Source organism: Streptococcus sp. Z556, assembly GCF_053010225.1.
This window is the reverse complement of the sequence record NZ_JBRKNU010000001.1, coordinates 54,783-72,974: the sequence shown is the minus strand read 5'-3', so window position 1 is coordinate 72,974 and position 18,192 is coordinate 54,783. Positions and strand designations below refer to the sequence as shown.

Annotated in this window: 18 protein-coding genes; 3 read left to right on the top strand and 15 right to left on the bottom strand. The window is 42.0% G+C overall.

The features are described 5' to 3' along the window. Positions 1–78: 78 nt before the first annotated feature. Together ACVC7S_RS00265 and zapA are read right to left on the bottom strand one after the other, a co-directional pair. Positions 79–627, bottom strand: a complete 549-nt coding sequence (locus ACVC7S_RS00265) for a CvpA family protein (protein ID WP_447265768.1) — start codon at positions 625–627, stop codon at positions 79–81. Next, positions 624–926: a cell division protein ZapA gene (gene zapA / locus ACVC7S_RS00260; protein WP_000002028.1), complete on the bottom strand. Its 303-nt coding sequence runs from the start codon at positions 924–926 to the stop codon at positions 624–626. The genes ACVC7S_RS00265 and zapA overlap by 4 nt, the downstream gene beginning before the upstream one ends. Positions 927–1,012: 86 nt before the next feature. Between zapA and rnhC the strand changes: the two genes are divergently transcribed. The 3 genes from rnhC (at position 1,013) to recD2 (ending at position 5,008) form a co-directional block, all read left to right on the top strand. Further along, the gene (gene rnhC / locus ACVC7S_RS00255; RefSeq protein WP_447265767.1) at positions 1,013–1,894 is read left to right on the top strand and encodes a ribonuclease HIII; all 882 of its coding nucleotides are present in this window, start codon (positions 1,013–1,015) and stop codon (positions 1,892–1,894) included. A gap of 3 nt (positions 1,895–1,897) precedes the next feature. Further along, positions 1,898–2,512 (top strand): signal peptidase I, encoded by a 615-nt coding sequence (gene lepB, locus ACVC7S_RS00250; protein ID WP_447265766.1) that lies wholly within the window; start codon positions 1,898–1,900, stop codon positions 2,510–2,512. 126 nt (positions 2,513–2,638) lie between these two features. Then, complete coding sequence (gene recD2, locus ACVC7S_RS00245) at positions 2,639–5,008, top strand: SF1B family DNA helicase RecD2 (RefSeq protein WP_447265765.1); 2,370 nt, start codon at positions 2,639–2,641, stop codon at positions 5,006–5,008. Positions 5,009–5,055: 47 nt separating this feature from the next. Here recD2 and tig read toward each other — a convergent pair whose 3' ends face one another. The 13 genes from tig to ACVC7S_RS00180 form a co-directional block, all read right to left on the bottom strand. Continuing rightward, positions 5,056–6,339 carry a trigger factor gene (gene tig / locus ACVC7S_RS00240; RefSeq protein ID WP_447265764.1) on the bottom strand — a complete coding sequence of 428 codons (1,284 nt, stop codon included), beginning with the start codon at positions 6,337–6,339 and terminating at the stop codon, positions 5,056–5,058. 92 nt (positions 6,340–6,431) lie between these two features. Further along, positions 6,432–7,088: a DNA alkylation repair protein gene (locus ACVC7S_RS00235; RefSeq protein WP_096408243.1), complete on the bottom strand. Its 657-nt coding sequence runs from the start codon at positions 7,086–7,088 to the stop codon at positions 6,432–6,434. After that, entirely contained in the window at positions 7,089–7,721 is a 633-nt protein-coding gene (locus tag ACVC7S_RS00230; RefSeq protein ID WP_447265763.1) for a response regulator, read from the bottom strand. 13 nt (positions 7,722–7,734) lie between these two features. After that, on the bottom strand, positions 7,735–8,730 hold the full coding sequence (locus tag ACVC7S_RS00225; protein WP_447265762.1) for a sensor histidine kinase: 996 nt from the start codon (positions 8,728–8,730) through the stop codon (positions 7,735–7,737). Further along, positions 8,727–9,425 (bottom strand): cell wall-active antibiotics response protein LiaF, encoded by a 699-nt coding sequence (gene liaF / locus ACVC7S_RS00220; protein WP_447265761.1) that lies wholly within the window; start codon positions 9,423–9,425, stop codon positions 8,727–8,729. The genes ACVC7S_RS00225 and liaF overlap by 4 nt, the downstream gene beginning before the upstream one ends. A gap of 362 nt (positions 9,426–9,787) precedes the next feature. Further along, the gene (locus tag ACVC7S_RS00215) at positions 9,788–11,788 is read right to left on the bottom strand and encodes an SEC10/PgrA surface exclusion domain-containing protein (RefSeq protein WP_447265760.1); all 2,001 of its coding nucleotides are present in this window, start codon (positions 11,786–11,788) and stop codon (positions 9,788–9,790) included. Positions 11,789–11,922: 134 nt separating this feature from the next. After that, the gene (locus ACVC7S_RS00210; protein WP_447265759.1) at positions 11,923–12,447 is read right to left on the bottom strand and encodes a hypothetical protein; all 525 of its coding nucleotides are present in this window, start codon (positions 12,445–12,447) and stop codon (positions 11,923–11,925) included. Positions 12,448–12,485: 38 nt separating this feature from the next. Then, a complete protein-coding gene (gene fni, locus ACVC7S_RS00205; protein ID WP_447265758.1) occupies positions 12,486–13,487 on the bottom strand; it encodes a type 2 isopentenyl-diphosphate Delta-isomerase in 1,002 nt (333 codons plus the stop codon). After that, complete coding sequence (locus ACVC7S_RS00200; RefSeq protein WP_447265757.1) at positions 13,471–14,478, bottom strand: phosphomevalonate kinase; 1,008 nt, start codon at positions 14,476–14,478, stop codon at positions 13,471–13,473. Before ACVC7S_RS00200 ends, fni begins: the two co-directional genes overlap by 17 nt. After that, positions 14,465–15,418 (bottom strand): diphosphomevalonate decarboxylase, encoded by a 954-nt coding sequence (mvaD, locus tag ACVC7S_RS00195; RefSeq protein WP_447265756.1) that lies wholly within the window; start codon positions 15,416–15,418, stop codon positions 14,465–14,467. Before mvaD ends, ACVC7S_RS00200 begins: the two co-directional genes overlap by 14 nt. Beyond that, positions 15,400–16,278 (bottom strand): mevalonate kinase, encoded by an 879-nt coding sequence (gene mvk, locus ACVC7S_RS00190; protein WP_447265755.1) that lies wholly within the window; start codon positions 16,276–16,278, stop codon positions 15,400–15,402. Before mvk ends, mvaD begins: the two co-directional genes overlap by 19 nt. A gap of 116 nt (positions 16,279–16,394) precedes the next feature. Then, positions 16,395–17,399, bottom strand: coding sequence for a choline-binding protein CbpJ (cbpJ, locus tag ACVC7S_RS00185; protein ID WP_447265754.1), 1,005 nt, complete (start codon positions 17,397–17,399; stop codon positions 16,395–16,397). A 98-nt stretch (positions 17,400–17,497) separates the two neighbouring features. Beyond that, positions 17,498–18,187 carry a response regulator transcription factor gene (locus ACVC7S_RS00180; protein WP_000518001.1) on the bottom strand — a complete coding sequence of 230 codons (690 nt, stop codon included), beginning with the start codon at positions 18,185–18,187 and terminating at the stop codon, positions 17,498–17,500. Positions 18,188–18,192 lie beyond the last annotated feature (5 nt).

Here is an 18,192-nt window from a genome sequence, read left to right as displayed (position 1 = left end):
TACAAGATTATAGTAACTAGAGATTTTGACCTAGTCCTCCAATCTGTAAACAAAGGGCTAGGAAAAATCCCGCCCTTTTTATCCGATTAAATTTGTCACCCAAAGTTGCTTGATAAAATTTGTTGTAAAAGGGACACTTTGGATGATGTTTTTAGCTACTATACTTTTTTCGAGTGAATTTTGAATGATTGCCAGAGGCACTGTTGCAAGGATGGTCAGAGCCATTTGCAAGACAAATAGGGTTACCAATAGAGACAAAACGCCTGCTCCGATACGAAACCATTTGACATCGAGCTTTTTAGTTGGAATCAAGTGTAGGAACAAACCGATAAAACGTCCGATACTGTAACAAATTCCAAAAACTAGAAGGTAGGCGAGACCCGCATAAAAGACCTTGTCTAGGTGAAAAAGCTGGTCTGAAGGGAAGAAAAAGGTGCCCTGCCCTTCCTGAGGATTGGCATAAGGGACAAGCAAGTGGAAGTGCTCTCCCAGTGATTTATAAAACTGTCCCGCAACAAAGGCTGAAACCACTGCAACGAGTAAATAATAAACTTGCAGCACCAAACCTCTACGGTAGCCGATGTAAAAGCCCCAAGCCAGAACCAATAAGAGTAGGATTGAAATCATAGGGAGTCCTCAATCTTGCTCTGTTCTTGTTTGACAGCAATCAACTTGTGGCGGAGTTCTAACAACTCTTGCTCCTTGTCATCAAATTCAATTTCACGATTGAGCTGTGTAGACAGACAATTGACCGCCAAAAGAAGCGCAATGGTTTCATCATCCGCCCCAGGCATTTGTTCTTTAATTGCTTGGTATTTTTCAGTCGCAACCTTGGCAATTTCCTCCATAAAGAGGTTGTCATGCTCGGTTGTCAAGGTTAATGTCTTTTTCCCGAATGTAAACTTATATCGATTTAGATTTGCCATAAAATTCACCTCACGATATTATACCAAATTTCGCTAACTTTGTCAGTTTTTACCAATTCTCCTGCTTTTGTGGTACAATAGAGACTATGGCAAGTATCACACTCACACCAAGTGAACAGGAAATTCAGAGCTTTTTAAGTCAGTATCAGAAGGCTCTCAGTCCTAGTAAAAATCCCTATATCCGCTATTTTTTGCGACTGCCTCAGGCAACGGTTTCCATCTATACTTCTGGAAAAGTCCTCCTCCAGGGCGAAATGGCTGAGCAATACGCCAGTTTCTTTGGTTATCAAGTTCAACAAGAAAACAGTGGACAAGATTTTCCTATGATTGGGACTGATGAGGTGGGAAATGGTTCCTACTTTGGTGGGTTGGCTGTCGTGGCTTCCTTCGTAACACCTGACCAGCACGACTTCTTGCGAAAACTCGGCGTGGGAGATTCTAAGACTCTGACAGACCAAAAGATTCGTCAAATTGCCCCTATTCTCAAGGAAAAAATCCAGCACCAAGCACTTCTCCTTTCACCGAGCAAGTACAACGAAGTTATCGGAGAGCGTTACAATGCTGTTTCTGTAAAGGTTGCCCTTCACAATCAGGCTATTTTTCTCCTGCTTCAAAAAGGAGTCCAGCCAGAGAAAATTGTGATTGATGCTTTTACAAGCCCTAAAAACTATAACAAATACTTGGCGCAAGAAGCCAACCGTTTTCCAAATAAGATCACTTTGGAAGAAAAAGCTGAGGGCAAATACCTGGCTGTTGCGGTTAGCTCCATCATCGCGCGTGATCTCTTCCTCGAAAACTTAGAAAATCTGGGACGAGAACTGGGCTATCAACTGCCAAGTGGCGCTGGGACTGCATCTGATAAGGTTGCTAGTAAAATCCTTCAGGCCTATGGAATGAAAGGACTTCATTTCTGTGCCAAACTTCACTTTAAAAACACTGAAAAAGCCAAAGCACTTCTAGAAAGGTAAATTATGAATTCGTTTAAAACATTTCTAAAAGAATGGGGAGTTTTCTTCCTGATTATCGCACTGGTAGGTCTTAGTCGTATCTTTCTTTGGAGCAATGTCCGTGTAGAAGGACACTCGATGGACCCTACCCTAGCAAACGGAGAAGTTCTCTTCGTTGTTAAACACCTCCCAATTGACCGCTTCGACATTGTGGTTGCGCATGAGGAAGAAGGAAATAAAGACATTGTCAAAAGGGTCATCGGTATGCCCGGAGATACCATCCGCTACGAAAATGACAAACTCTTTATCAACGATAAAGAAACGGATGAACCCTACCTAGCTGAATACCTCAACTTGTTCAAAACAGAAAAGTTGCAGAACACCTATACTGGAAAAGGATTTGAAGGCAATAAGGGAGTCTACTTTAGAGAACTTGCTCAAAAAGCACAAGCCTTTACGGTCGATATCAATTCCAACACCAGCTTCAGCTTTACTGTCCCTCAAGGCGAATACCTTCTCCTTGGTGACGATCGTCTAGTCTCTAGCGACAGCCGCCATGTCGGTACCTTCAAGGCCAGCGATATAAAAGGTGAAGCAAAATTCCGTTTCTGGCCACTTAACCGTATCGGAACTTTTTAAGATAAGGAAGAGGCCGAGAACGCTAAGTCTCTGTCTCTTTTTCTATTGCGAGAAAAACCTTTTCGTCATCTAGCTTTTCAAAGTGGCCAAGAGATCAATTCTCACGAACTCATGTAAAGGAAACCTATGGAAGTTTATTTTTCAGGCACCATTGAACGCATTATTTTTGAAAATGTTAGTAATTTTTATCGCATCCTCCTCCTAGATATCGAAGATACCAATGCGGAGGACTTTGACGATTTTGAAATCATCGTTACAGGAACCATGGCGGACGTGATTGAGGGTGAAGACTACACTTTTTGGGGACAAATCGTTCAGCACTCCAAGTATGGGGAACAGCTACAGATCAGTCGTTATGAGAGAGCAAAACCCACTAGTAAGGGTCTAGTCAAGTACTTTTCTAGCAGCCATTTCAAGGGAATTGGCCTCAAAACTGCCCAGAAAATCGTTGATAGCTATGGTGAAAACACTATCGACGAAATTCTGGAGCATCCTGAAAAGCTGGAAAGTATTGCTGGACTCTCTGCCAAAAACCGTGAGGCTTTTGTCTCCACCCTCCGTCTCAACTATGGGACAGAAATGGTTTTGGCAAAACTGGCCAACTACGGCATTCCCAATAAACTAGCCTTTCAGATTCAAGACTTTTACAAGGAAGAAACGCTGGATATTGTCGAAAATTATCCCTACCAGTTGGTTGAGGATATCAAGGGCTTGGGCTTTACCATTGCTGACCAACTAGCCGCCGAACTAGGCATCGAAAGTCAAGCCCCTGAACGCTTCCGTGCTGGCCTTGTCCACAGTCTCTTTCAAGGTTGTATGGATACGGGCGATACCTATATGGAGGCCCGTGATTTGCTGGAACAGACACTTACCCTCCTCGAGTCTTCCCGTCCCGTGGAACTCGATCCCAGCCAAGTAGCTCAGGAATTATCTCATTTGATCGAAGAAGATAAAATTCAACAGGTGGATACCAAAATCTTTGATAACAGCCTCTTTTTCGCAGAAGAAGGTATTCGCAGTCACTTGGTTCGTATCCTTGAAAAAGGAAAACAGAAAAATCAGGATTTGGAAACCATTCACAAGCATATCGCTACTGTCGAGCAAGAACTGGGTATTGAGTATGATAGCATCCAAAAACAGGCAATCTGTGATGCTATCCATAACAAGGTCTTTATCCTAACAGGTGGACCCGGTACTGGTAAGACGACTGTTATCAATGGGATTATCGCTGTTTATGCCCTTTTAGAAGGGCTTGATCTCAAGAAAAAAAGCAATCTGCCTATCCTTCTTGCTGCTCCAACTGGTCGAGCCGCTCGGCGTATGAATGAACTGACAGGTTTACCTAGCGCTACCATCCACCGCCATTTGGGAATGACGGGTGATGATGATACCAGCCATCTGGAAGATTATCTAGATGCCGACTTTATCATTGTAGATGAGTTTTCCATGGTGGATACTTGGTTAGCCAACCAGCTCTTCTCCAACATTTCTTCTAACAGTAAAATTCTCATCGTAGGTGATAGCGACCAGCTACCGTCTGTTAGTCCCGGACAAGTCCTGGCTGACCTGCTCCAGATACCCCTGATTCCTCAGACTCGCTTAGAACGGATTTACCGTCAGAGCGAGGAATCAACCATCGTTACCTTGGCTAGTCAAATTCGACAAGGCATCTTGCCAGCTGACTTTAGCCAGAAAAAGGCAGACCGTTCCTACTTTGAAATCGCTAGTGGCCATATCCCAGCTACCATTGAGAAAATCCTCGGTGCTGCCCTCAGAAGTGGCATTCCGGCTCGCGATATTCAGGTGCTGGCGCCTATGTATCGAGGAACTGCTGGTATTGACGCCATCAACCAACTCATGCAAGACCTGCTCAATCCTCACCAAAAAGGACAAGTGAGTTTTGAAGCCACTCAGTGTCACTATCGAACAGGGGACAAGGTCATTCACCTAGTCAACGATGCCGAAGTCAATGTCTTTAATGGAGACCTAGGCTACATCACAGATCTGATTCCTGGAAAATACACCGAGTCCAAACAAGATGAGATTGTCATTGATTTTGATGGCAATGAGGTCATCTACCCACGTAACGAATGGTACAAGATTCGACTAGCCTATGCCATGAGTATCCATAAGTCTCAAGGAAGTGAGTTTCCTGTTGTCATCCTGCCCATCACCCGTGCTAGCAAGCGCATGCTGGAGCGAAATCTCATCTACACAGCCACTACACGGGCCAAGAGCAAGCTCATCCTTCTTGGTGAATTACAGGCCTTTGACTATGCAGTCAAGCATATCGGAACTGCCCGCAAGACCTATCTGATTGAGCGTTTCAGTGATTTAATTGAAACTAATATTGAAGAAAGTAAACAAGCCTTCTCTGAAACTGCCACAGCAAGTGACTCTGAACAATCCTACATCCTCACCGAGGAAAACTGGTCTAGTATTCCAGCCATGATCGGGATTACAGACGCAGACCTCAAATTGATTTTTGGAAAATAGACCAGCAGAAAACCCACCTATTCAGGTGGGCTTTTTATCTTTTAAGATTATTTTACAGTTGCTGTGCTTGTGATCAATTCAACAGCTTTTTTGATTGCGATATCGTGTTTCAACATGTCAGCTGAAAGCAAGTTTTGTACTTGTGCAACTTCCATGTTGTAGTCTGCTGCCAATTGCTCGATTTCTTTTTGGATTTCTTCTTCTGAAGCGTCAAATCCTTCAGCTTTGGCAACTGCTTCGATAACAAGGTTAGTCTTCGTACGTGACTCAGCTTCTCCCTCGTATTGTTTGTGAAGGTCTTCTTGAGTAGTTCCTGTGATTTGGAAGTACATGTCAGGGTTGATCCCTTGACGTTGCAAGTTTCCAAGGAACTCATTTACTGAACGGTGAACTTCTTCGTGGATCATTTCTTCTGGAAGTTCTACGATTTCAGCGTTTTCTACAGCTTTATCGATTGCTGCACCTTCTACTGCATCTTTGTATGCTTCTTCTTTTGCAGCAGTCAATTCTTTGCGGTATTTTTCTTTCAATTCGTCAAGAGTTTCCACTTCTTCGTCGATGTCTTTTGCAAGTTCATCGTCAAGAGCTGGAACTTCTTTAGCTTTAACTTCGTGGATAGTTGTTACGAATTTAGCTTCTTTACCTGCAAGATCTTCTGCTTGGTAGTCTTCTGGGAATGTTACGATAACATCAACAGTTTCACCAGCTGAATGACCTACCAATTGGTCTTCAAATCCAGGAATGAATTGACCTGAACCAAGTCCAAGTGAGAAGTTTTCACCTTTTCCGCCGTCGAACTCAACACCGTCGATAGAACCAACAAAGTCAATGACAACAGTGTCACCATTTTCAGCAGCAGCTTCCTTGATAACCAATTCAGCCAAGTTGTTGCGTTCGCGTTCGATACGCTCTTCAACGTCAGCGTCTGTTACTTCTTTTTCTACATCTACTGATACTTCAAGGTTTTTGTAGTCACCCAATTTTACTTCAGGTTTTGTCACGACTTCAGCTGTAATAACCCAGTCTTGACCTTTTTCCATTGAAGTTACGTCAATTTTTGGTTGTGCAACGACTTCAAGACCAGCTTCTTTTACTGCAGCTTCATAAGCGTTTGGCAAAAGAGCGTTCATAACGTCTTGGTAAAGTGACTCTTCACCAAATTTTTGATCGAAGATAGGACGTGGAAGGTGACCTTTACGGAAACCTGGAACGTTAAGAGATTTCTTTACTGAGTTGAAGACACGGTCCAATTCTGGTTTGATTTGGTCTTGAGAGATAGTAAAAGTCAAGACACCACGGTTTGTTTCTTTGTTTTCAAATGATACAGACATTCTGTCATTTCTCCTTAAAATTTTTTAAATACAGTCTATTATAGCATAAACCACGGTTAATTTTCAAGTAATGAATGCGCTTTTCAATGATGCTAAAGGTACTTGCTTGCTTCCCTGATACTGAGTTCAGCCATTCTTTCCCTGTTTTTTTCGATGAAGCTTGCTACCCATTCCGGATTGGTTTTAGAGTAGTCTCTTAGAGCCCAGCCGATGGCTTTGTTGATAAAAAATTCTGTCTGGTCCAGATTGTTGAGCAGGATTTTTTCCATCAGTTGGACATTTGTTTTCTCTTTCCTTAACAACTGGTGGTTAATAGCGACTCGTCTCAGCCAGATATTATCTGATAAACTCCATTGGAGGATGATTTCTCCCAGTTCTGGCTTGTCATATACCAAACTTCCTACTACTCGGTCTAGAATATCTACCGTATCCCACCATGACTTGGTCACAACCAGGCGCTCAAGCTTAGGCAAATCGTCCTTCGTTAGATAAGACTGCATGGCTTTCAAATAGTTGGCAGCCACATATTGGTATTCTCTAGGCTCCTTTTCCCAGCAAGTGTCTACAAAATCCCAATCGATAATCTTTGTTTTTTTCGCTTCTGGAAAATACTTTTTATAGAGTGAATTTCTTTCAGGACCTGCAATGCCTAGAAAGGGAAATTGATGGCGCATATAGGCTTCCATTGGGCCTGCTTTCTCAGGGTCTTTTCCCGCTTCTAGCTCCACAAGTAAATCTGTAAGATTCATCTAAAAATCCTCCTGCCCTACCAAGTGGTGCTGAAAGGCATAGACTGCAGCCTGAGTGCGATCGCTGACCTCAAGCTTGGCTAGGATGTTGGATACATGGGTCTTGACCGTCTTTAGGGAGATAAAGAGTTCATCTGCAATGCGCTGATTTTCGTAGCCCTTGGCGATGAGTTGGAGCACATCTCGCTCACGCGCAGTCAGATCCTCATGAAGCTCTATATGATTGCGGTGGTATTCGACCTTTTTGCTGACCTCTTGTTCAATAGCAAGCTCTCCAGAAGCAACCTTACGAACAGCGTGGAGCAGTTCGTCCGCACTTGAAGTCTTGAGCATATAACCTTTCGCACCCGCGTTCAAGACATGCATGATTTTTTCATTGTCTAGATAAGAAGTCACAATCAAAATCTTGGCTTCAGGCCATTCTTTGAGGATAGCCAAGGTAGCATCAATCCCATTCATCTCAGGCATGACGATATCCATGACAATGACATCTGGACGCAATTCCAAGGCCAAGTCAATCCCTTGAGACCCATTAGCCGCCTCGCCCACAACTTCTACATCGTCTTGGAGGTCAAAGTAGCTTTTCAAGCCCAATCGGACCATTTCATGGTCATCTACTAGTAAAATTTTCATCTTTACTCCTTTATCATTCCTTTTCTAGCAGGGGAATACGGATATCAACCGCCAGTCCTTGCTTAGGTGCTGTCAAGAGTTGAACTGTTCCTGCCATATCTTCAACCCGCTCCTTAATATTTCTCAGTCCGTAACTCAAGTCGTCTAAGCTCCCCAACTGGAAACCAATCCCATTGTCCACCACCTTCAGCTGCAATTCAACATCTGTCTGATAGAGATAGACATCCAAACAAGATGCTTGGGCATGGCGAAGGGTATTGCTGATCAACTCCTGCAAAATACGGAAGATATGTTCTTCAATCTTCTTGGGCAATTTAGACACGTTTTGCTTGAGACTAACCTTGAGATCACTCTTGTCCTCTAGCTCTTTTAAGAGGATTTGAATCCCCTCAACCAAACTCTTCTCTTCCAACTCAACAGGTCGCAAATGTAGGAGCAAGACCCGCAAATCTTTCTGGGCTGTTTCAAGGATAGCTGCAACACTTTGCAACTGGGTCTGCATCTTTTCTCTATCCAGCTTCAAAGCCTGCTGGCTTATCCCTGATAAAATCATATGGGCTGCAAACAACTCCTGACTAACTGTATCGTGCAAGTCACGTGCTATCCGCTTCCTTTCTTTCTCGATGATTGCTTCTTCCCTGACCAGGCCTTGATTTTCAGCCTTTTGAACAGCTTCTGTCAAGAGATTGAGCTTGCCAGATAAGGACTTGAAACTGGCATCAAAGTCTGGATCTGCAAAAGAAACCACCTCTTTTCCTGCTAACAGTCGCTTGAGATTGACCTGCATTTTTCTGCGAGAAATTTCTTCCATCACCCTCCAAAAGAGGACAAAAAAGAAGGACATGGAAAGACTAAAGACAAAAATCAAGAAGATTAACTTTTCTGTTCTCTCAATATCTTGTAGCAAATAGGACCAATCAAGATTGAGAATATCAAGTAGACTATTGGTCAAAAAGAGGATAAAAAGGAGAGCAGTCAGCCCGATTAATAGATAGGATTGCTTTTTCATCCTCTGACCACCTCCACATCTCCAATCATACTGGTTAGGAAAATTTTGACGCTCTTGTTACTCTTGAGATAGTCCTTGGTTTCCTGATGATAGTGTTCATTACGAAGGGCTCGCTTGGGTTGATGGAGGAAAGTTAAATCTCCATAGAGACAGTTGACACTGAGACTGATTTCCACATCTACGGGTACGATAATCCTAGTCGTTCCGACCATTTTTCTAAGAATAATGACATTGTCATGATTGGTTAGGATGACTCTTTCTAAATGAATGGTGTCCTTGCCCATGAGGCGAAAGAGGTTGATATCGTCAAACTGGCAGGTCTGGTGACTAGAGAAATGATGAAGATTGCCAAACCAGGGATTGCGTTCATTTTTTACTGTCACCACCTCTTCAAAAACCAGGTCAGTCTCCTCTTTTTCTTGGTTCATCATTGGGTAAAGAAGAAAGAGACTGTAGATCACCGCTACAAAGATGGCTAAAATCACAAAGGGATTAAGCATGACGATGAAAAAGAAAAGAATAGTCGCCACAAGGAGGAATACGTTGTTGCCTTCTTTACCTGTATAATAACGGAGCAATAGTAAAAAGAGGAATAGAATCAGCAGAAAACGCGAAAAATGCTCTGATACCATCAAAATCAGAGCTCCCGTCAACAGACAGGCTTCAATAAATAAAAAGATTTGAAATTTTTTCATAGATGCATCCTCTCCCTTCTATTTTATCACAATTCAAAAAAGTCACCTCGGTCTGAGGATGGAAAAAGGAGATAGGACAGAAATCGCTCGTACAAACTAGGTTCTTTCAGACCACTACAGTTTTATCTTAGTTGAAATAAGTTATAATATATAAGTGAGTATCAGATATACCAAGACATCGTCAACATCTAAGGTATATTCAAAATACAAAAGTTGACCAAAGGTTGACCAACTAGATTTCTGGATATCCTTTATATTCATTCTCAAAAATGGTTTAAATAGCGTATCTTTTAAACTAGTTTTGAGAAGCCAAAAAATCTTCCTACATATGTAAGAAGATTTTTTAGCATGGTAAAAAGTGCTTATTTTACCCATTCACCATTATAATTTACCTTATAACCTTCTGGTGTAGTTGTATTGACTGCTAAAGCGCCTGAACGGTATGCATAATACCATTTTCCTGAGACTGTGAACCATCCAGTTTGCATTGCTCCTGAACCATTCAAATAGTACCATGAATTGCCTGATTTTGCCCATCCAGTTTGCATAGCGCCTGAACCACTGAGATAATACCATGAACTACCTGATTTCATCCATCCAGTCTGCATAGATCCTGAACCACTGAGATAATACCATGAATTACCTGATTTCATCCATCCAGTCTGCATTTCTCCTGAATTATTAAGATAGTACCATGAACCACTTGATTTCAACCAACCTGTCTGCATCCAACCTGAGCGATCAAAATGATACCATTTTCCGTTAATTTGTTCCCATCCATTAGTTGTATATGAACCATTGTTATGTTTGTACCACCAACGACCAGAAGATTGAATCCAACTACCTTTAGAGACTTCTTTATTGTTTGATTCAGTTTGTAAAAGTTTCTTGTACTGTTCTTTCAGTTTTGAAAGCTTTTCTTTTTCTGTAGCTAATTTCGAAACACTTTTTTTACGTTTTTCATTAGCTGAAGTTACATCATTTTTTGCTTTAGTTTCACGTTTCTTAGCGTTTTCTAAAGCAATTTCTGCCAAATGTAGGTTGTTTTCAGCAACTTGAGCTTGAAGTGGTGTAGCCATTGCGTCAGCAAGGACTTTTTCAGCTTCAGTTTTCAAGCTAAGTGCGCTTGCGTAATCAGTTGAAGCTTTTGTCAAAGCATTTTTAGCATTTTCTGATGCAATTTTAGCTTGTGCAAGGTTTGCTTCAGCTGTTGCGACAGCTTTTTCAAGATATGCTGTGTCGTTGTTTGTTTTGACAACGTTTCCTTCGTTTGAAAATGCAATTACAAGCCAGTATTCACCATTGATGTTAGCGATGTCAAGACCAATATATTTAGCAAAACGAAGGTTAGCTGATAAGTGTCCCCATTTAGATGGTGCGTCTGCAAAAGATGATCCCATTAATGCATTGTATACGATTTCTTTTAATTCATAAAGATTTGATACACGTTCTTTAGAACCAATTTTTACAAGGTTTTCAACACCAGCTCCAATGTGTCCATGAGAAAGTGGATCAAGTCCACGTTCTTTATATTGTTCAGCACGTTTAGTTGCTAGTTCAATAGCTTTATCTGTAACTTCTGTTTCAGATAGACCATCTAATTCTTTACGAATTTGTTTGAGTCCCTTAACGTATAGTTCAGATACAGCTAATTTTTCTTCATCAGTCAATTTATCAATGTCAACTATACGTTTTTTATCAGCTTCACTGATTTTTGTTGAAGACTGTTCAATAACTGTAGCACCAGAGTCAGTCATGAAGTCTGAGTCGCCTTCGGCTTTATCTTGTTTGAACTGAGTCAAGTCTGCGATTGTTACTGTATCAGTACCAGTATTCGCCAATTTGTCTTGAGCAGATTTCAATTCAGCTTGGGCTGACTGCAATTTGCTTTCAACTGTTTCAGCATGTTGGTTAGCGCTTGCCAATTTTTCTTTAGCCAATTTGACAGCATCGTTTTTAGTATTAACCTCTGTTTCAGCTGATTTAATAGCTTGAGCACGGTTCGCATCTGCTTTGGATGCGTTTTTCAAAATTTGTTTATTTTTTTCTTTTGTATCTTTAACTGCTTGAGTGGCTTTCACTACAGATACTTGAGCATCTTTAACAGCTTTTTCTTTTAAAGCAAGTTCAGACTGATTGTTTTTAACTTCAGTCTCTGCTTTTTTAGTAACAACTTCTTGAGCATCAAGCTGTGGTTTTAGGTCAGATGATTTCCTTGCTTCATTTTGTAAAACCCGATACGCAGGTTCATTTACTGCAGTAGTTTTTACTCTTGTTTCTTGTGCCAAAGCTGTTGTCCCGATAGATGCAATCGCTAACGCAACACCAGTTGTTAAAACTTGAAGATTCTTTTTCTTTGACATCCTATCCTCCAATTATACACCTTTAAAAAGGCTTCTTCCTTTAACTATATCAAAATACCTGAATGATGTAAAGGTTTACATATTATATGCATAAATTAAATTTTAACTAGATAACAATCGCTAAGAAAAAAATCTTAGCGGTTTGTTTTTATACCAAAATTATCCTCTAAATTGCTTAGAAAATCATTTCTCCAAAAAGAGTCACTTATATTCTTGTAACATTTGACTAAATACCGTTTAAACGAAATTTCAATTATAACTCTATTTTTATTTTGTTCTTCAATCTTTTCTTTATACTTCTTAATCTGATACTTTTCAAATTCATATATTTTATTGGCAAGAGACGAAATCACGTTCTTATTTGCTTGCTCCATATAAAATTCCTTAAACTTATTGAAGGATTTTTCAAGATTAAAAGGTGGTATAAATTCTTGATTCTTTAACTTATTATAAAATTCTTCTACTTCTTCTAATCTACTATTGTAACCATCCAATGACAATTCTGGTGCTACAGACTGTAATATTTCTGTCCGTCCCCTAACATCCTCTAATAATTCACCTACTTTTTCAGCTTGTTCAATGTATAATTTCTGATTTTCAAACCAATCTTCTTTTAATCTTTGTTCAAATTCTTCTAATAAAGTATTTATAGTTGGCAAAAGGCTACAAAAAGGGCGGGATTCTTGTCCCGACCTCTCTACATCTGATCTCTAGCTTCTTTTAGTTTACCATAAAGAATATAGTCTACGTTTTGCAGATCCGCTATGGTGGCACAGTTAAGGGAACACATGATCAAGCGTAAATCTGCTTTCCAACCTTGGATGATGCTAATCACTTCCTCGACCGAGTAGGTTTCAACCAATTCCAGAACGGTTCGTGATAATCCCACAGCCTTGGCACCAAAGACCAGGCACTTAATCATATCAAGTGGGTTCCGAACGCCTCCGCTGACCAAGAGTTCGACCTTGTCTTTCCAGCCTTGGGCATTGAGAAGGGCTTGCATGGTGGATTGTCCCCATTGATTGAGGTAATCACGCTGACCACTGCGACGGTTTTCGATATAGGCAAAACTGGTGCCACCACGACCTGACAGGTCAACGGTTCGAACACCCAGTTCATAGGCTCTCTCGATGGTCTTGGCATCCATGCCAAAACCGACTTCCTTTAAAATGATGGGGACGGGGATGCGCTTACTGTAATCTGCTAGATGCGACTGCCAGCTTCTGAACTTCCTTTCTCCCTCCGGCATGAGTAATTCCTGCATAACATTGACGTGCACTTGTAAAAGTAGCGGATTCATCTCCGTCACAGTCTGCAAACCAAGTCCAACAGGCTTGTCCAATCCAATATTGGTTCCAAGGAGGAGATTTGGATGGCTAGTCTTGACAGAAAAAGAGTCATCTGTTGGATCTTTGAGGGCTGCGCTATAAGAGCCCGTCACAAACAAAATCCCACATGATTCTGCCACCTGAGCCAGCTTTTGATTGATTTCTCTCCCCTTATCGCTCCCACCTGTCATGGCATTGATATAAAAAGGAAAGTCCCATTTTCGACCAGCAAATTCTGTAGACAAATCAATCTCATCCAGATCGTAAAGAGGCAGGGAAGAATGAATCAACTCCACCTCATCAAAGCTATTATAGGAACTTTTCTGCTCAAGGGCATAGCGGATGTGCTCGTCCTTACGATTTGTCGTCATATCCTATCCTTTCTTGGTATAAAAGCTCAATCCCCAGATCGACCCAGCGATTTTTTATGGTTTCAGTTGATTGCACATCAAAACTCAAGGCAATCCCACAGTCACCACCACCAGCACCACTACTCTTGGTAACAGCCCGTAAATCTTGACTGGCTTCTTTCAACTGTCTGAGCGAAGGCGTGTAAATATCTGGACTCAAACCTTCTAAAATCTGGCTGGCTGTTTCCACCTGCTCGATGATATTTTCTATTTTCCCCTGCTCCAAGGCTTCTACCAAAGCAGTCACCGTTGCTTTTGAGGAAGTTAAAAAATTCGGATTGATATTTTGTTTGATTTGTTGGACCATGTCACTAGACACAGCTACTTCCTTGGTCCATCCAACTAGGAAATCACATTCTATGGCTGGTTTTACTTGTGAAATAGAAAAGGCCCAGTCACGCTCCAAAACAGCAACAAAGTTTTCTTCTTCCAACCAAGAAGCTATCTTCTGGCGATCAAACGACTGGTAGAGAACCAAATCTTCTGCCACAATACAGGCAAGGTCTCCCATGGAACCATTGTCACCTCGCTTGAGCAAGACCGCGCTAGCCAGCTTGAACAAGAAATCCTGATCAACTGTAGTATCATATAGAGCCAGCAGGGCCTTGATCACCAAGACAACGACGCTACCACTAGAACCCAGACCAAACTTTTTGCCTTCCCGTTCCATTTTGCCACGGATTTCCAAGGAAAAAGGTCTTAGCTCCTGACCTCGATAAGTCAGGAAATCTTCCACTAGAGCAATCGTTTCCTGAATCAAGCCGTAGTCAGGATTTGGCGTCAAGTCCACTGCGAAATCAAACAGATCTGAGTAGATACGATAGTTCTCAGAAAAAGCAATCTCAGCCTTCATATAGATGGGGATGGCCTTTATCAAGGCTAACTGCCCTGGCTCTAAAATAGCATACTCACCTGCCCAATAGAGTTTCCCGCAAGTTTTAACAGCAATCATCTTGGCTCAAATCCTTTGTTTTTGACACAATCAGGCGGTAACGTTGACCGAAGATTTCTGATAGATGATCCAAATCTTTCTCTTGACAGAGGACCTTGACATTGGGACCGGCATCCATGGTAAAGTAACAGGCTTCACCTTGCTCACGAAGCTGGCGAACAAAGTCCATGGCTTCATAGGAAGCATCCGTTAGATAAGAAAAGGCTGGACTAGCAGTCTTGGTCGTAGCGTGCATGGCTAGGGCATTTTTCTCCGTTAATTCCCCAACCTTAGCAAAATCATTCTCTTTGAGATAGACCAGCATCTCCTGATAGTCCTTTTCAGACTGGCGCACCCAGTCATCAAAGGTCGTCGAAGTTTCCACACAAAGTTTCATCCCATCACGGCTAGAGATTGGTTTTTTCTTGTCTTCTAGCACCAACATAATCATAGCTAGTTTCAAGTCTGTCTCTACAGGGTAAATCTCCCCACTATCCTTGTCCCAGGCACCGAGCGGCCCATAAAAACTACGAGAGGACGAACCTGAAGCGAACTTAGCCTCCTGTGCCAACTGACTCCGATCCAAACCAAGCTGGAAATAAGCATTGCAAGCCTTGACCAAGGCAGACAAACCACTAGAACTAGAGGACAGGCCCGCTGCGGTAGGCATGTTGTTGTGGGTATCGATACGGACAAAACCTTCCCCAGCCGGACGGTAACGGTCAATGATTTTGCTCATTTTGGCATGCTCAGCCTCATTTTGGAGCTGACCATTGATATAAAAGGCATCAGCAATCGCATCTGTCGGTAGAGGCGATAAGGTCGTCTCTGTGTACATATTTTCCAAAGTCAGAGAGATACTGCTAGTAGCAGGAACCATCTCTTTTTCTTTTTTCTTTCCCCAGTATTTGATAATGGCAATATTTGCGTAGGAACGTACTGTTACAGGCTTTCGATCCATGTCTGAACAGCTCCTTTCTCTTCTAATCGTTTTGCTAGTTCTTGTGCTTGATCCAGATTGGTTGCCAAGGCAATGATACAACCTCCTAGGCCACCACCACTCATCTTGGCACCCAGAGCACCGTCGCTCAGAGCCGTTTCAACGAGGGAATCTGCCTCAGGGCTACTGACACCAATTTCTTTTAGATGTAAATGTGCCTGACTGAAGATTTGTCCCAGTTTTTTAGCATCTTTTTGTCTAATCGCATCTTCTGCCTGCTGGGTCAATTCTCCCAAGGCATGCAAAAACGGTAGGGCATCCTTCCCCTTGCTTTGAACCACTTGGATGGCTTCACGAGTGTGACCATACACGCCCGTATCTGCAATGACCAAATAAGCGGATAGGTCCATCTTAAGCTCTGTAAATCCAACATTTTTAATAAAGCGAATAGGTTGGTCACTGAGGCAGGTCTTAGCATCCAACCCGCTTGGATTCATATGGGCAATCATCTCAGCCCGATTGACCAAGATTTCTAGTATATCATGAGGCAGTTCGGCTTGATAGTAGTCAAAAACCGCACGAATGGCTGCTATGCTGATAGCTGCTGACGAACCCATCCCTCGTTTTTCAGGAATAGCTGAGTCAATCTGACAACGAATGCAAGCATCCTTGATATTTAGATGCTCAAGCGAAGCATACACCGCCATAGACAAGGTATCCTCCTCATAAAGACGCCATGGACTTTCAGCAGGGACCACCTTACAAGTCACCTCCACCTCTAAGAGAGGCAGGGAAATGGCTGGATAACCGTAAACAACAGCGTGCTCTCCTATTAAAATAATCTTACTATGTGCCTGACCGACACCAACTTTTTTTGTCATGTTTTCCTTTAACCAGACGAAAAGACCGTCTCATTTCATACAGTAGTATTTCTCCTATCTATTTTATTATATTTTCACAAAAAAAGCGATTGTTTCCTTTACAATCGCCTCTTTCATTATTGAACCCACTCGCCATTATAGTTGACGTAGTAGCCATCTACAGTGGTATTCACTGCTAAGGCACCTGAGCTATAAGCGTAGTACCATTTGCCATTAACCTGGAACCAGCCTGTCTTCATGTCACCATTATTTGCGTTTAGATAATACCAAGTTGAACCTTCTTGATACCAACCTGTTGCCATAGCTCCTGATGAACGGAGATAGTACCAACTGTTAGAAACATAAGCCCAACCTGTCTTCATATCACCATTTTGAGCATCTAGATAATACCAAGTTGAGCCTACCTGATACCAGCCAGTCGCCATTGCTCCTGATGAACGGAGATAGTACCATTTATTACCAAGATGTTGCCAACCTGTTTGCATTGCAGCGGTTGTTGGATCTAGATAGTACCAAGTCGAATCATCATTTATCCAGCCACGCGTTCGTTCTCCGACCTTTAAACTGTTGATACGAGATTCGAATCCGCCATTCTTTTGTAAATAATACCATTGCCCGTCGTCATATACCCAACCAGTTTTTAAGGTGTGATAACTTCGTTGGTCTTCAAAATAATAGACTCGTTTCTCTGCTGGGCTATCATATTGTTCACCATGATATTTATCGATATTTGTATCAGTTTTCGCTTCTAAAACTTGCTTGCCAACAAATTCTTGTAGTACCCCATCTTGACCAAAGTAGTACCATCTTGACATTGGCATATATTCTAATCTGATACCATTTGGGTAAGGACCAATTGTAGTACCTTTATCTGGCATGGGAATATACTGCCATCCAACAACCATCTCACCTGATACATGATCAAAATAATAGTACTTCCCATCAATCACTCGCCAGGCCGTTTCTTTGAGATCCCCCTTCTTGTAGTAGGTTCTACCATTTTCTTGGACAAATTGCCAGCCTTCTGAATCAGCATCATCCGCAAAGACGGTGCTTGTCGCTAGCAAAGCAAAGAAAAAGACTGCCAGTCCAACTTGCGTCATTATTTTAAATTTTTTCATTAGATCTTCCTCCATAACTGATTGTAGCAAAGACCCGACTGTATGTCAATATATAGAAATCCCTCAAAAAAAGCAGTTACACAACTGCAACTGCTTTTCTATTCTTGCATGGTGTAACCAACACCACGAACGGTTTTAATGTAGCTTTTTTGACCTTTAACATCAAGCTTGCTACGTAGATAACGGATATAAACATCCACGATATTGGTTTCTGTCGCACTTTCGTACTTCCAAACACTTTCCAACAACTGCTCACGAGTCAAGACTTTCTTGCTTCCCATGAGAGTAGCCAAGAGGTCATACTCACGGCGCGTCAGAGCAATCATCTCCTCGCCACGATAAACGGTATGATGTTCTACATCCATACGTAGGTTGCGGTAAGACGTTGGAACCTTCATCTGACTACAGTGTTGGTCAATGAAGTCCCGACCTCGGAAAATCGCTGAAATACGAGCTACCAGATTATCAATAATCACTGGCTTATAGATGTAAGAAACGGCGAAGCGCTGGATTGTCTCAATCTGGTCTTGCAATTCTTCGCGATGGTCCAAGACCATAATCACTGAGGCTGGTTTTGTCCGACTCAGCTTGTCCGCAAAATCCTGGGCCGTCATATCCCCCAGATGAGCATTCAGTAAAATCAAGTCATAATCTGTCTGGAGAGCCATGGAGAGGGCTTTTTGCCCCTCCTCTACCAAGTCAACACGGTATTGCTCTTTTTGGAGTTCCAGACTGAGAAAATGAGCTAGATTTCGTTCTTTCTCAAGTAATAAAATCCGTTTCCCCATGGCAG

Bases quoted from the DNA above. Each gene is read 5' to 3' on its own strand.
- ACVC7S_RS00265 (WP_447265768.1), bottom strand. From the start codon at position 627: ATGATTTCAATCCTACTCTTATTGGTTCTGGCTTGGGGCTTTTACATC.
- zapA (WP_000002028.1), bottom strand. From the start codon at position 926: ATGGCAAATCTAAATCGATATAAGTTTACATTCGGGAAAAAGACATTA.
- rnhC (WP_447265767.1), top strand. From the start codon at position 1,013: ATGGCAAGTATCACACTCACACCAAGTGAACAGGAAATTCAGAGCTTT.
- lepB (WP_447265766.1), top strand. From the start codon at position 1,898: ATGAATTCGTTTAAAACATTTCTAAAAGAATGGGGAGTTTTCTTCCTG.
- recD2 (WP_447265765.1), top strand. From the start codon at position 2,639: ATGGAAGTTTATTTTTCAGGCACCATTGAACGCATTATTTTTGAAAAT.
- tig (WP_447265764.1), bottom strand. From the start codon at position 6,339: ATGTCTGTATCATTTGAAAACAAAGAAACAAACCGTGGTGTCTTGACT.
- ACVC7S_RS00235 (WP_096408243.1), bottom strand. From the start codon at position 7,088: ATGAATCTTACAGATTTACTTGTGGAGCTAGAAGCGGGAAAAGACCCT.
- ACVC7S_RS00230 (WP_447265763.1), bottom strand. From the start codon at position 7,721: ATGAAAATTTTACTAGTAGATGACCATGAAATGGTCCGATTGGGCTTG.
- ACVC7S_RS00225 (WP_447265762.1), bottom strand. From the start codon at position 8,730: ATGAAAAAGCAATCCTATCTATTAATCGGGCTGACTGCTCTCCTTTTT.
- liaF (WP_447265761.1), bottom strand. From the start codon at position 9,425: ATGAAAAAATTTCAAATCTTTTTATTTATTGAAGCCTGTCTGTTGACG.
- ACVC7S_RS00215 (WP_447265760.1), bottom strand. From the start codon at position 11,788: ATGTCAAAGAAAAAGAATCTTCAAGTTTTAACAACTGGTGTTGCGTTA.
- fni (WP_447265758.1), bottom strand. From the start codon at position 13,487: ATGACGACAAATCGTAAGGACGAGCACATCCGCTATGCCCTTGAGCAG.
- ACVC7S_RS00200 (WP_447265757.1), bottom strand. From the start codon at position 14,478: ATGATTGCTGTTAAAACTTGCGGGAAACTCTATTGGGCAGGTGAGTAT.
- mvaD (WP_447265756.1), bottom strand. From the start codon at position 15,418: ATGGATCGAAAGCCTGTAACAGTACGTTCCTACGCAAATATTGCCATT.
- mvk (WP_447265755.1), bottom strand. From the start codon at position 16,278: ATGACAAAAAAAGTTGGTGTCGGTCAGGCACATAGTAAGATTATTTTA.
- cbpJ (WP_447265754.1), bottom strand. From the start codon at position 17,399: ATGAAAAAATTTAAAATAATGACGCAAGTTGGACTGGCAGTCTTTTTC.
- ACVC7S_RS00180 (WP_000518001.1), bottom strand. From the start codon at position 18,187: ATGGGGAAACGGATTTTATTACTTGAGAAAGAACGAAATCTAGCTCAT.